The sequence below is a fragment of the Peribacillus sp. NPDC006672 genome (assembly GCF_050274955.1).
In the GTDB taxonomy this organism is placed as follows: Bacteria; Bacillota; Bacilli; order Bacillales; family DSM-1321; genus Peribacillus.
The window spans coordinates 53,540-66,415 of sequence record NZ_JBNNOR010000008.1 but is presented as its reverse complement, the minus strand read 5'-3'; the positions used below and the strand labels follow the sequence as shown (position 1 = coordinate 66,415).

14 protein-coding genes are annotated in these 12,876 nt (G+C 41.6%); 1 reads left to right on the top strand and 13 read right to left on the bottom strand.

All coding sequences use genetic code 11. The features are described from left to right. Positions 1-32 precede the first annotated feature (32 nt). From sdaAB to ACQKKK_RS14500, 3 genes are all read right to left on the bottom strand, one after another. Positions 33-695, bottom strand: coding sequence for an L-serine ammonia-lyase, iron-sulfur-dependent subunit beta (gene sdaAB, locus ACQKKK_RS14510; protein ID WP_427616833.1), 663 nt, complete (start codon positions 693-695; stop codon positions 33-35). A 223-nt stretch (positions 696-918) separates the two neighbouring features. After that, positions 919-2,592, bottom strand: a complete 1,674-nt coding sequence (locus ACQKKK_RS14505) for a DAK2 domain-containing protein (protein ID WP_427616832.1) — start codon at positions 2,590-2,592, stop codon at positions 919-921. Positions 2,593-2,611: 19 nt separating this feature from the next. After that, positions 2,612-2,974 (bottom strand): Asp23/Gls24 family envelope stress response protein, encoded by a 363-nt coding sequence (locus ACQKKK_RS14500; RefSeq protein WP_061144584.1) that lies wholly within the window; start codon positions 2,972-2,974, stop codon positions 2,612-2,614. Positions 2,975-3,227: 253 nt separating this feature from the next. Between ACQKKK_RS14500 and rpmB the strand changes: the two genes are divergently transcribed. Beyond that, positions 3,228-3,416 (top strand): 50S ribosomal protein L28, encoded by a 189-nt coding sequence (gene rpmB / locus ACQKKK_RS14495; protein WP_034313767.1) that lies wholly within the window; start codon positions 3,228-3,230, stop codon positions 3,414-3,416. Positions 3,417-3,621: 205 nt separating this feature from the next. On the opposite strand, the gene spoVM is transcribed toward rpmB, so the two are convergent. The 10 genes from spoVM to def all read right to left on the bottom strand — a co-directional run bounded on the left by spoVM (position 3,622) and on the right by def (position 12,804). Then, positions 3,622-3,702 (bottom strand): stage V sporulation protein SpoVM, encoded by an 81-nt coding sequence (spoVM, locus tag ACQKKK_RS14490; RefSeq protein WP_034313769.1) that lies wholly within the window; start codon positions 3,700-3,702, stop codon positions 3,622-3,624. Between the two features lie 123 nt (positions 3,703-3,825). Continuing rightward, a complete protein-coding gene (locus ACQKKK_RS14485) occupies positions 3,826-4,479 on the bottom strand; it encodes a thiamine diphosphokinase (RefSeq protein WP_427616831.1) in 654 nt (217 codons plus the stop codon). 103 nt (positions 4,480-4,582) lie between these two features. Further along, positions 4,583-5,230, bottom strand: a complete 648-nt coding sequence (gene rpe, locus ACQKKK_RS14480) for a ribulose-phosphate 3-epimerase (protein ID WP_427616830.1) — start codon at positions 5,228-5,230, stop codon at positions 4,583-4,585. 1 nt (position 5,231) lies between these two features. Continuing rightward, positions 5,232-6,113 (bottom strand): ribosome small subunit-dependent GTPase A, encoded by an 882-nt coding sequence (gene rsgA, locus ACQKKK_RS14475; protein ID WP_427616829.1) that lies wholly within the window; start codon positions 6,111-6,113, stop codon positions 5,232-5,234. A 23-nt stretch (positions 6,114-6,136) separates the two neighbouring features. Further along, positions 6,137-8,170 carry a Stk1 family PASTA domain-containing Ser/Thr kinase gene (pknB, locus tag ACQKKK_RS14470; protein ID WP_427616828.1) on the bottom strand — a complete coding sequence of 678 codons (2,034 nt, stop codon included), beginning with the start codon at positions 8,168-8,170 and terminating at the stop codon, positions 6,137-6,139. A 5-nt stretch (positions 8,171-8,175) separates the two neighbouring features. Continuing rightward, positions 8,176-8,925: a Stp1/IreP family PP2C-type Ser/Thr phosphatase gene (locus ACQKKK_RS14465; protein ID WP_427616827.1), complete on the bottom strand. Its 750-nt coding sequence runs from the start codon at positions 8,923-8,925 to the stop codon at positions 8,176-8,178. Between the two features lie 4 nt (positions 8,926-8,929). Further along, entirely contained in the window at positions 8,930-10,024 is a 1,095-nt protein-coding gene (gene rlmN, locus ACQKKK_RS14460; RefSeq protein ID WP_427616826.1) for a 23S rRNA (adenine(2503)-C(2))-methyltransferase RlmN, read from the bottom strand. Next, positions 10,024-11,376 carry a 16S rRNA (cytosine(967)-C(5))-methyltransferase RsmB gene (gene rsmB / locus ACQKKK_RS14455; RefSeq protein WP_427616825.1) on the bottom strand — a complete coding sequence of 451 codons (1,353 nt, stop codon included), beginning with the start codon at positions 11,374-11,376 and terminating at the stop codon, positions 10,024-10,026. Before rsmB ends, rlmN begins: the two co-directional genes overlap by 1 nt. Next, complete coding sequence (gene fmt, locus ACQKKK_RS14450) at positions 11,363-12,322, bottom strand: methionyl-tRNA formyltransferase (RefSeq protein ID WP_427616824.1); 960 nt, start codon at positions 12,320-12,322, stop codon at positions 11,363-11,365. Before fmt ends, rsmB begins: the two co-directional genes overlap by 14 nt. Continuing rightward, positions 12,319-12,804 (bottom strand): peptide deformylase, encoded by a 486-nt coding sequence (gene def, locus ACQKKK_RS14445; protein ID WP_125161805.1) that lies wholly within the window; start codon positions 12,802-12,804, stop codon positions 12,319-12,321. Before def ends, fmt begins: the two co-directional genes overlap by 4 nt. Between the last annotated feature and the right edge of the window lie 72 nt (positions 12,805-12,876).

Below are 12,876 nucleotides of genomic sequence, written 5' to 3'. Positions count from 1 at the left end.
CTTCTCCTTCCTAAGTGGAAACGATTGCCCTATCAATCAACAATCCTCGCTACTTGAGTGATATTGGGGAGCGCTGTTATTTCGTTGATGACTTGATCCTCTAAGTTATGATCCACTTCAATGGTCATCAAGGCCATCTTCCCTTTCTCTTTACGGGAGACTTCCATCTGTCCAATATTGATTTGATGCTTGGCTAAAATGTTTGAAACATTGGCAATGGCACCAAATCGATCATCATGAACGACGAGAATGGCAGGATTGTGGCCGGATAGCCTCAATTTAAACCCATTCAGTTCGACAATTTCAATTTTCCCCCCGCCAATCGATATACCGACAAGTTCCAGTTCACCATCATCATCCCCTACCGTTATTTTTGCTGTATTGGGGTGTTCCGGCACGGCTTCTTCTTCACGAAAAGTGATTTTCATTTTCTTTTTCCGGGCTATTTCCAGCGATTCTTTGATTCTCTCATCAAATGTATCAAAATCAAGTAAGCCTCCTACAATGGCTACATCGGTTCCATGGCCTTTATAGGTTTTGGCAAACGATCCGTAAAAAGAAATATGGGCCCATTTCGGTTCCCGGTCTAATAAATGCCTGGCAACCCTACCGATTCTTGCAGCCCCTGCTGTATGGGAACTAGAGGGACCAATCATAACAGGACCAATTATATCGAATACACTTCTATATTTCATGAATCGCTCCTCCTTTTAGAACTGAACCCAAGGGAAACACTGGGAGTTAGTTTAATAATAACGCCAAATTTATTGTAATTCCATTCATGCTGTCCGTAATCCTTCATTTCACAAAAATAAAACTGCATAGCCTAATGACTTATGCAGTTTATTGCCTTTTATTTTTTTCAGGATCCTTCAAATAAAGATTCGATGAAGTCTCATTTATCTTATGATACTCTTCTTATTCAATTGAAAAAATAAAAGAATATAAAGGTTGTTTCCCATTATGGACTTCAACTTCAACGTCTTCGAATTTCTCATTACAAAACGCAACAAGACCTTCGACATCTTCTGCCGTTGCATCCTCTCCATATAAAATGGTAAGGATTTCGGATTCTTCGTCAATCATATCGGAGATAAGGTCTTTTGCCGCTTGAGTCATGTCTTTATCCTTGACTTTGATGGTTCCTTCAGCGATTCCCATGAAGTCCCCGGTCTCAATTGCAAGGCCGTCAATGTTGGTATCCCGGACAGCATAAGTAATCTGGCCCGTTTTCACATGCGAAAGGGCTTCAATCATCGCTTTTTTATTCTCTTCAGCATCTAGTGAAGGGTTAAAAGCCAACAATGCTGCCATTCCCTGTGGTACCGTTTTAGTTGGTATAACAGTCACATGATCACCAAGTACATCTGCAGCTTGATTGGCCGCCATGATGATATTTTTATTGTTAGGCAAGATGATGACATGATCTGCATATGCCTCTTCAACCGCTTTAACAATATCTTCCGTGCTAGGATTCATCGTTTGTCCGCCTTCGATGACGGATTTAGCGCCGATGCTTTTGAATAACTCGCTTATGCCAGCACCCATAGCCACGGACACTACACCGTACTTCTCTTTGGTTGACGGTTTCGTTTGAAGCGATGATGTATTCGATTCACCTACTATCGCAGTATGCTGTTCACGCATATTATCGATTTTCAGTTTGATTAAACTACCATATTGCTGTCCATAATTCAGGCACGTGCCAGGCTGCTCAGAGTGAATATGCACTTTGACAACTTCATCATCTGAGATGACTAATAAGGAATCTCCGTATTCACTTAAATCATTTCGGAATTTTTCTTCATCAAACGATTTATTGGCAAGTTTATCACTTTCCAATCGGACCATGAATTCCGTACAGTAACCATACAAGATATCTTCCGTGTTCATATGCCCTTGTACGTTCATGTGATGTTCGGCATTAATCATGTCATCCATGCTTGGGCCATTTGCGGATCGGACTGGAAGGGCCTCACCTTTCAGCACAGCAAGGAAGCCTTCATATACAAACACTAGCCCTTGCCCGCCGCTGTCTACGACTCCCACTTCTTTTAGGACTGGAAGAAGATCCGGTGTACGTTTTAATGAAGCATTGGCCTCCGTAACGATTTCTTCCATTACCTGAATAAGGTCTTGGTGGTTTGCAGCAGATGAAACCGCTTGCTTTGCTGCATCTTTTGCAACCGTTAAGATGGTTCCTTCAACAGGTTTCATTACTGCTTTATAAGCTGTCTGAACCCCAGCTTCAAAAGCTTGGGCGAATTCTTCACTATTGATTTCCGATTTATGTTCAATCGCTTTAGCAAAACCGCGGAAAAGTTGAGAAAGGATAACACCTGAATTCCCGCGAGCCCCCATTAGCAGTCCTCTTGAAAGGGACGTACCCACTTTCCCAATATGTTCCTGGACGTTATTTTGCACTTCCTTCGATCCGGAAGTCATCGATAAATTCATATTCGTCCCAGTATCTCCATCTGGAACAGGGAAAACATTCAACGCATCAACCATTTGGGCATTAGCCGCTAAATGGTTGGCACCTTGAATGATCATTTCTGCAAAGCGCTTTCCGTTTAAACTTGTAATTGACACAAAACTTTCCTCCTATTACTTAAGGGTTCGTCACACGAACACCCTGTACAAAAATGTTAACGGAATCAACAGCTAATCCTACAGTTTTGTTCAGAGTATATTTTACCTTTGATTGCACATTATGCGCAACTTCCGAGATTTTCGTTCCATAGCTTACGATAATATACATATCGATATGAACTTCTTCCTCTTCTTGACGGACTATTACACCCTTAGTAAAGTTTTCTTTTCTTAAAATTTCGGCAATGCCGTCTTTAAATTGTTTTTTGGAAGCCATTCCTATAATTCCGTAGCAATCCACAGCTGCGCCGCCTGCTACAGTAGCGATAACATCATTAGAGATATCAATTTGTCCATATTTCGTTTGTAATTCGATAGACATTTTCTTTTCCCTCCCAAAAAATCAAATCAACTAAAGACATTTTACTATAATGTCTATGGTTTTAAAAGTAAATGTCGTACGGTACTTTATATAATTCATTTTTAAAGTATGTATGTCAAGGTATTTTTCTTGAAAGTAATTAACTGAAGTATTGCATTCTCACGGTAGGTATGATAAATTATTAAAGTATTTTACAAAGACTTAAGACGACTGCGAAAAACTTAAGCTTGTTGTAGTTAGGAGGGAATTTAACATGGCACGTAAATGTGTAATCACTGGAAGAAGAACTCGTTCTGGTAACAGCCGCTCTCACGCAATGAACGCTAGCAAGCGTACATGGGGCGCTAACCTTCAAAAAGTACGTATTTTAGTTGACGGTAAACCTAAACGTGTATACGTTTCTGCAAGAGCTCTTAAATCGGGCAAAGTAGAACGCGTATAATGTTACGGCATCCTCTTAGGATGCCTTTTTACTTGTAATGGCCGGCATTTTAATGGGGATGGTTTTTATTTCGATGATTAGGTCTAATCTGCATCAAGAAATGAAGTCATTACCCATTAATGGATGGCCAACCCCTTTCATCATCCCCCAGAAATCCCGAAGAATAACACCTCCCTGAATTTGAGAGGTGTCATGGAGATAAGTATCAGCCTTTTTTAAACGCTCCGAGCATAGCCCTTACCAAACTGCCCAGAACTTTTGGCAATTTAATCGTATAAAATTTCATCATGCCCCTCCTCTTTGCATCCCACAATTAAAGATGAAGTGGAATTTTTCTATTACAACATAAGCTTTTAAGCGGATATAGGATGATCGAAAATTATATCCGAATCTGCTCTAAGCATGAATTTTAATCACTGCTTCTTATCACCATTAATATGCCTTTCTCAAATGAAACATTCCCAGATTCGGAAATTAGTTCATTGCTGATGCAAAGCGTCGAACCCATTTCCAAGCTTGCATCACTCAGCGGGTATTTGAAGCCTGATAGTGTAATGCCGCTGACTTCCGCCGTTACTGGGAGTAATGACATGTATTTCTTATCTTTCAAAGCAGTGACCTCATATGAACCCGCTGTCTTCACTGTGAATATATTTTGCTGATCGACTATGTATATATCAATGTCTTCATGATAAGGGAGGACACTTTCTTTTTGGAGCAGCTGGATATTACCAATAAAATGGTCCATTCTTCCCCCTGTAGCGCCCAGAATGTGAATTTCACTTGGTTTTTGCCCTAGTGCCCATTTAAATGCAATTTCTAAATCCGTTTCATCCTTTTCTGAAGAAAATAGATTGATTTGCTCCAGTGTTTGCTCGATTTTCTTATATTCACCTTCCGAAACTGAATCAAAATCCCCAAAACCGCACTTAGGTTCGATACCTTTTTCAAGTAAGGCCCATACTCCTCTGTCAACCCCGACCCAAAGATCAGTCATCTCTTTATACATTGTTAAATCCGGCCACAAACATTCTGGACCTCCAGCCATTATACTGATAATCATGGTAATCATCCTTTTCTATGTATATTCATATCCAAGATGCCTTTTTATAATTGATAAAAAAAGCCGATCACTATCATATGAATACGATAATGTCGGCTTTATATCACTTTCCCCGAATCTTTTGAATTGCTGCTTGTCTATCTTCTTGATTATATATCGCTGAGCCGGCCACTAGGACTGTCGCCCCTTGTTCAATACATAGTTTAGCCGTTTCTTCGTTTACTCCACCATCAATCTCTATTTCCAGATTTTGATTATACTTTTCTGCCATCGCCTTCACCTCGGCAATTTTGGGCAGTACGGATGTAATGAACTTTTGCCCGCCAAAACCCGGGTTAACTGTCATCAACAATACCATGTCAATATCTTCGATTATAGGTTGGATCAAGGAAGCTGGTGTGGCTGGATTAAGCACCACTCCTGCCTTTACACCAAAAGATTTAATCAATTGGATCGTCCGATGCAAATGAGCGCAAGCCTCTAAATGTACAGTTATATAATCGGCTCCCGCTTTCGCAAATGCCTCGATATAACGATCAGGTTGTGCGATCATTAAGTGAACATCAAGCGGAAGTTTCGTCACCGGTCGGATAGCATCGACGATTAATGGACCTATCGTAATATTCGGCACGAAATGTCCATCCATGACATCTATATGGATTAAATCCGCTCCGCCCCTTTCTACATCAAGAATTTCTTCTCCTAATTTTGCAAAGTTAGCTGATAAAATGGATGGTGCGATTTTAACCATTTTAATACCTCGGCTTTCTATCTCTGATTTCCTCTAAGAATTGCATATAATGCTCATATCGATAAAGTGGAATTTCCCCGGCATCCACCGCTTCCTTCACAGCGCACTTCGGTTCTTTATCATGCAAGCAAGCCCGAAATTTACAGTCCTCCCCATGCTTATGCATTTCCGGGAAGCAATAGGATAACCGTTCAGCTTCCATTTCCATGAATTCAAGTGAACTGAATCCTGGTGTATCCGCGACAAGCCCAGAGCCAATGTGAATCAATTCAACATGGCGGGTGGTATGTTTCCCACGTCCTAGGTGTGACGAAATATCATCCGTCTTTAAAGCCAATTCAGGATTGATTGCATTCAGCAAAGACGATTTCCCAACACCGGACTGACCAGCAAATACACTCGTTTTTCCTTCTAAATACGGCACTAGTCCTTCAATGCCTCCAGCGGTAACTGAAGATGTCTCCAGTACAGTATAGCCAAGTTTCTGATAGTCCTTGATATACTGAGACAATTTCTTTTGGTTTTCAGAAGTAACCAAGTCAAGTTTGGTCACTACGATAATGGGTTCGATCTCGTTATCTTCTATTAGTACGAGAAATCGATCAAGCAAAGCTGGACTGAAATCAGGTTCTACTGCCGAAAAGACTAGGATGGCTTGGTCTACATTTGATATTTGCGGTCGGATCAATTCATTCTTTCGCGGTTTTATTTCGGTAACGGTCCCATCCGTTTTATTTTCCGCTTGAAAAACAACATAATCTCCTACAAGTGGAGTTACCTTATTTTTCCTGAACACTCCCCGTCCCCGGCATTGATAGACCTCTTCTCCATCAAGGACATAATAAAATCCACTTAATGCTTTGATAATTTTTCCTTCGGGCATAACCACACTCCTAATTATTAAATTTATTCTGGATAAGAGACGGCTTGGTCGATGATGACCTGATTGTCCCGCATGACTTTATATCCTGCTTTCTTATCTGGGGAAACCGTTAATTCGATCGTTCGCTTGGCATTTTCCACGATAAAGAATGTTTCTTTAGGCTCCGTCATGCTATTGTTGATATCCTCAATGAAAATTTGTATCTTTTGCGCTTTGCCCGGCTCAACCGGATCATACTCGATTTTGATATCCTCCGTTACATTCTTAGGAGGAATCTCTTCTTTCCCTTTTGAAAGGACCACATTCACCGTACTGCCCTTTTCCACCTTCGTAGCAGGTTCTGGTGACTGGGAAATGACAAGCCCCTCTGCAACGGAATCATCATAGACTTTATCTTCCACCTTAATCTTTATTCCACTGTCATTAGAGTAATCATTGAGTCCAGCTTCATTGAAACCTGTTAGGTTCTTCAAGCTCAATAAATCTGCCCCTTTACTTACCGTTAACTTAAGATCTGTTTCGGATGGTACGATTTTGTTACCTTCCGAAGGAGTTTGTTCTATAATCGTACCTGCTGCACTGTCATCATATTCTTCGGTCACGACAATGTCCTTGAAGCCTATTTTTTCAAGGAAGGATTCGACATCTGAATACTTCCTGCCTTTATAGCTGGACAATGAAATCGTTTCTTTACCAACGCTTTGGTAAATATCGACTTCTGTGCCTACCTTGACCGTCTTACCTTCTTTAGGGTTGGTTTTGATCACAAGGTCCGCTTCAACCTCTTCATCTTCAATCTCAATCGTATCTCCGATGACCAAATCCAATTTAAGCAATTCAGTAATGGCATCATCCAATTCTTTCCCTTTAAGGTCAGGGATTGTCACTTCCTTCGAACCAAGGAGGGAAGGTAAAACCGTGACAGATAGAACAGCAAGCAGGGCAAGTGCTAAAAAGGTGGTCACCAAAATGGCAGGCATTTTCTTTCGTTTTTTATCTTTTTGTCCCGACTTCGTTTTTTGTTTTTTCTGTTTCTTTGGCTTCTTTGGTTTCTTTTTCGATTTACTCGCTGCTGCTGATTCACTTTCCCCATCATCCGCATGGACTAAAGTATTCTTTTCCGGACCTCTAATGATAGTCTCATCTATGCTTGAAAGCTGATCGTCCGTAATGACGGGGATGGCTTTGGTTGCATCATGATCTTCAGGAATCGCAAAAGGCAGTTCATTTGAACGTTCAGGATTAAGTGACGTCCGAATGTCATCTTCCATTGAGTCTACGCTCTCATAGCGGTAATATGAATCTTTGGCTGTCGCTTTCAAGATAATATTTTCCACACTCTGAGGTATTTCAGAGTTCCAGCGTTTTGGCGAAGGAGTTTCCGATTGTAAGTGTTTAAGAGCTATCGAAACGGCAGATTCACCCGAAAAAGGCAATCTCCCAGTCAGTAATTCAAACATGACGATGCCAAGTGAATAAATGTCCGACTTTTTATTGGCCATCCCGCCTCTGGCCTGTTCTGGAGATAAATAATGGACAGAGCCTAAGACTGCGTTAGTCTGAGTTATATTTGTTGCACTCAGGGCCAATGCAATTCCAAAGTCCGTAATTTTGACGGTTCCTTCTTTATCAATCAAAATGTTCTGTGGCTTGATGTCACGATGGATGATCCCATTATGATGGGCATGAGAAATAGCTGCCGTGATTTGCTTCATGATATCCAAGGCTTTATCAACTGGAATAGGATAATATTTTTGTATGTATTGCTTAAGTGTAAAACCGTCAACGTATTCCATTACAATATAATAGATGGAATCTTCTTCACCGACATCATAAATGCTTACGATATTGGGATGGGCCAAACTGGTTGCCGATTGAGCTTCCCGATTGAAGCGCTTGATGAACTCTTCGTCATTATTAAAATCCATGCGAAGGATTTTCAATGCAACATCCCTATCTAAAATCATATCTCTTGCAAGGTAAACATTCGCCATACCGCCGCCACCGACCATCTCGATCAGTTTATAACGGCCGTTGATTCTTCTGCCAATCAACATTCAATTCACCTGCTTTCACTTTCTTCAGTAAATTGAACAAGCACAAGAGTGATATTATCTTCCCCACCGTAGTGATTGGCCTTATTTATTAATGAATTCGCCTTTTCTTCAAGTGGCTGCCCATTGGTTACCGTATCTTCAAGTTCCTGTTCACTCACTTTATTCGTCAAACCATCCGAACAAAGCAATAGTAAATCATTTTCCTCAAAGATGACCGTCGTAATGTCCATTTCCACTTGCAATTCTGTCCCCAAGGCTCGTAATAAAACATTTTTTCGTGGATGGTTCTCGGCATCTTCCTTCGAAATCTGCCCAGAACGGACCAGTTCATTAACAAGTGAATGATCTTCCGTTACCTGCTTAAAACCGCTCTCATTATACAAATAACATCGGCTGTCCCCGATGTTGGCAATGGTAGCAAACTTGTCGGTGCAAATGGCTGCAACAATCGTTGTCCCCATGCCCTTACATTCGGTATTTGCTTCGGCATGTTCAAAAAGCAACTGATTGACCAAGACGATTTGCTGTTTCAGCCAATCCTCGGCATCATTTGCCGTTTCGATCCCGCTTGATACTTCCCAGCCCTTTTTCAAAAGGTCTATCGTCATTGCACTCGCTACATCCCCGGCACGGTGGCCGCCCATGCCATCTGCAACGATGGCAAGGCGAACGCCTTCCGAGTTCTTAAAAATCCCGCCATTATCTTCATTATGCTGGCGGACTTTTCCACGGTCTGTTTTAAATATTGCCCTCATAGGGTCACCTCGTCTCTTCTTTACGCTCCTTGGCCCGAAGCTGGCCGCAGGCTGCGTCAATATCACTGCCTTGTTCCCTTCGGATCGTTACATTAATGCCGCGCTTCTTCAATGTTTTTTCAAACTCAAAAATTTGGTCCCGAGGTGTACGTACATAGTTGCGTTCCGGTACATAGTTAACCGGAATTAAATTGACATGGCATTTTATCCCGCTTATTAAATCTGCTAATTCTTCGGCGTGTTCCACTGTATCATTTTCGCCACCGAATAGACCATATTCAAAACTTACACGGCGCCCTGTCTTTTCTGTATAGTATTTGATGGCTTCAATCAAGTCAGGAAGTTTGTAGGCCTTGTTGATCGGCATCAATTTACTTCTCAATTCCGTGTTCGGTGCATGCAGGGAAACAGCAAAATTGATTTGCATGCTTTCTTCGGCAAATTTGTAGATTTTTGGAATGATTCCACTTGTGGAAACGGTAATATGACGTGCCCCGATGTTCAAGCCTTGTTCATGATTTATATTCTTCAAGAATGACATCATATTATCGTAGTTATCGAACGGTTCACCGATTCCCATGATTACGACAGAACTAACACGTTCTTCCACTTCATCAAGTGCTTGCTGCACTTTTACGACTTGGGCGACAATTTCTCCCGATTCAAGATTTCGCTTTAAACCGCCAAGTGTCGAGGCACAGAATGTACAGCCAATTCTACACCCTACCTGTGTTGTCACGCAAATGGAGTTTCCGTATTCATGGCGCATCAGCACCGTTTCAATCGAGTATCCATCATGAAGTTCAAATAAAAACTTCATCGTTCCGTCATTGGACGTTTGCTGAATCAAAGTTTTCAATGTTGTGAAGGTGAATTGTGATTCCAGCTTATCCCGTAATGATTTCGAAAGGTTGGACATATCTTCAAAACTGGAGACACGCTTTTTATAAAGCCAGTCATAAACTTGATCGGCCCGGAATGCCTTCTCGCCATTTTGAACAAGCCATTCTTTAATTTGGTGAAGCTCTAATGAGTAGATCGATGGTTTTTCTGGTGTTGTGTCTTTTTTTACTCTAGATGATTTTGTGATTTCTGCCATTACAGCACCTTCTTTCTAAAACTCGCAATAAAGAATCCGTCACTGCTAAAATATTGCGGAAAAACTTGCAGCGTATGACCCTCGATAAATGGCTGAACGCTTTCAGGCATTCTTGCAGACAGGGTCGCATCGCTTTCAAAATCCGGATGGCTTTCCAAAAATGCTGCAGCGACTTTGTCATTTTCTTCTTTATCCACCGTACAGGTACTATATACTAACCGTCCGCCTTGCTTTACGAGCGGGGCAGCAGCTTCCAATAATTGTTTTTGTATACTTGAGAGTTTCATTATATCATCTTTTGTTTTTGTATACTTTACATCAGGCTTCCGGCGCATGACTCCCAACCCTGAACATGGTGCATCGATCAGGACCCTGTCGAACCCTTCCTTATTAAAGTGTTCTTGCACTTTTCTGCTATCAAGGGCCATTGTCTTAATATTGTTTCTTAGTTTTAGGCGCTCCGCCTGCTCTTTAATGAGCTTGACCTTATGCTCATGAAGGTCAAGAGCATATACTTGTCCAGTGGTCAAGCCTTCTGCGATATGTGTCGTTTTCCCTCCAGGTGCAGCACAGCAATCGAGTACAGCATCATTTTCATTTGCACCCAATGCATGGGCTACAAGCATTGAACTTTCGTCCTGAATCGATAAATACCCCAATTTATAGCTTTCTGAATGAGCAAGATTACCTTTATAGCTGACGATGGCTTCGGGAACGACTTCACTTGCTTCAACATCATATCCTTCTTCCGTTAAAATGCTGATTAGTTCACTGCGTGAAATCTTCTTTAAATTAGCCCGTCCCGTCTGTAATGGTGCAGTCAAGTTGATTTCACACATTTCCTTGGTTTTTTCATAACCAAATTGCTCTACCCATCGCTTGACCAACCAAATTGGATGACTTACTTCGATTGAAAGCCGTTCCAGATCATCTTTGATATCATCAAAAGACGGAACCCCATTCCTTTGAATATTACGAAGCACGCCATTGACCATTGAAGAAGTCCCTTTATGTCCGCGCTTTTTTGAAATTTCGACAGCCTCAAAAATGATCGCATGATCTGGCACTTTATCTAAATAGACCATTTGGTAAACAGAAAGTCTAAGTAAATTAATGACCCAGCTTTGCGTTTTTTTAGGTTGTTTAATAAACGGGTTCAAATAGTAATCTAAAGTCATCTTCCGCTGTATGGTACCGTAGCTTATCTCTGTAAGCAAACCGCTGTCCACACCGGATAACTGATGCTTTTTAATCAAGTTGTTCAGTAATAGGTTACTGTAGGATTGGTTTTTCTCCACAGATTCCAAAATATCGAGAGCGATTTCACGTACTCCCTTTTTAGTTTGCTTCATTCTGTTCTCCTAACTTCATGCCTGCTTTAATGAACGACCCGGCCCCGCGCAAGTAATCTTTGGCCGGCATTTTTTTCTTTCCTGAAGGCTGCAATTCAGTAACTAGTATTGCCGTCTCGTTGCCTGTCGAAACGATGAAACCATCATTTCGTACATCAATGACAGTGCCCGGCACTGCACGATTGCCCTCTTCAAGTTTCTTTGCCTGCCAAATTTTTAAAATGGATCCGTCTAAGGTTGTATAGGCAACAGGCCAAGGATTCAGGCCACGTACTTGGTTATAGATGACTTCCCCTGATTTAGACCAGTCGATTTTTTCCTCCGACCGTTTAATGTTAGGCGCGAAAGTCGCTTTATCCTCATCTTGCTTGATCGCCCGTAAATCCCCATTTAAAAGTTTCGGCAGAGTCTCTGCAAGTAAATCTGACCCAATCTTGCTTAATTTATCATGCAGTGTGCCAACATTATCTTCTTCCCCTATGGCAACTTCCGCCTGAGTCAATATATCCCCGGCATCCAATTTCTCCGCCATATACATGATGGTGATCCCAGTCTTTTCTTTCCCCTGTAAAATGGAATAATGGATGGGTGCCCCTCCACGTAGTTCAGGTAGCAGGGAGGCATGTACATTAATACATCCGTACTTAGGAGCATCTAACAATTCATTCGGAAGGATTTGTCCGAAAGCAGCCGTCACGACTAAGTCAGGATTCAATGCAATGATCTTTTCAAGTTCTTCTTTTTCACGGATTTTTTCTGGCTGATAAACAGGAATCCCCTGCTTTTCGGCTTCGACCTTAACCGGCGGCGGCGTTAGCACCTTTTTGCGTCCTACTGGACGATCGGGCTGTGTGACGACAGCGATCACGTCATACCCTTCATCGATGATTCTTTTCAATACCGGCACTGAAAAATCCGGTGTTCCCATAAAGATAATTTTTGTCATTCTTCTTCATACCTTTCTAACTCTTCTTCCGAAATATAGCGAGAAACCTTACTCGTGAATAAAACCCCTTGAAGATGATCGATTTCGTGCTGAAGGGCCCTTGCGAGGAAATCTTCCGCTTCTAACTCGAAAAAAGATCCTTTACGGTCTTGTGCCCGCACTTTTACGCGGTATGGGCGAGTAACTTCACCATATAAACTTGGGAAGCTCAAGCATCCTTCAACACCAGTCTGTTCGCCTTCCATTTCCAACACTTCTGGATTAATCAGTTCGATTACACCTGATCCTTCCTCTATTTCGACGACAGCCACTTGCTTTTTCACGCCAACCTGAGGTGCTGCAAGACCAACGCCATCCGCCTCTACCATCGTTTCGTACATGTTATTTAACAGCTTTGCCAACTTTTTATCAAAACTTGTTATTTTATCGCATTTTTGTTGTAAAATTTTTTCAGGAAACATGACAATCGGTAAAATAGCCAAAATTAAAGATACCCTCCTAGATATGAAAAACAGCAATTCATTATATAAAAAACAAGCATTAACAGCTCGCAT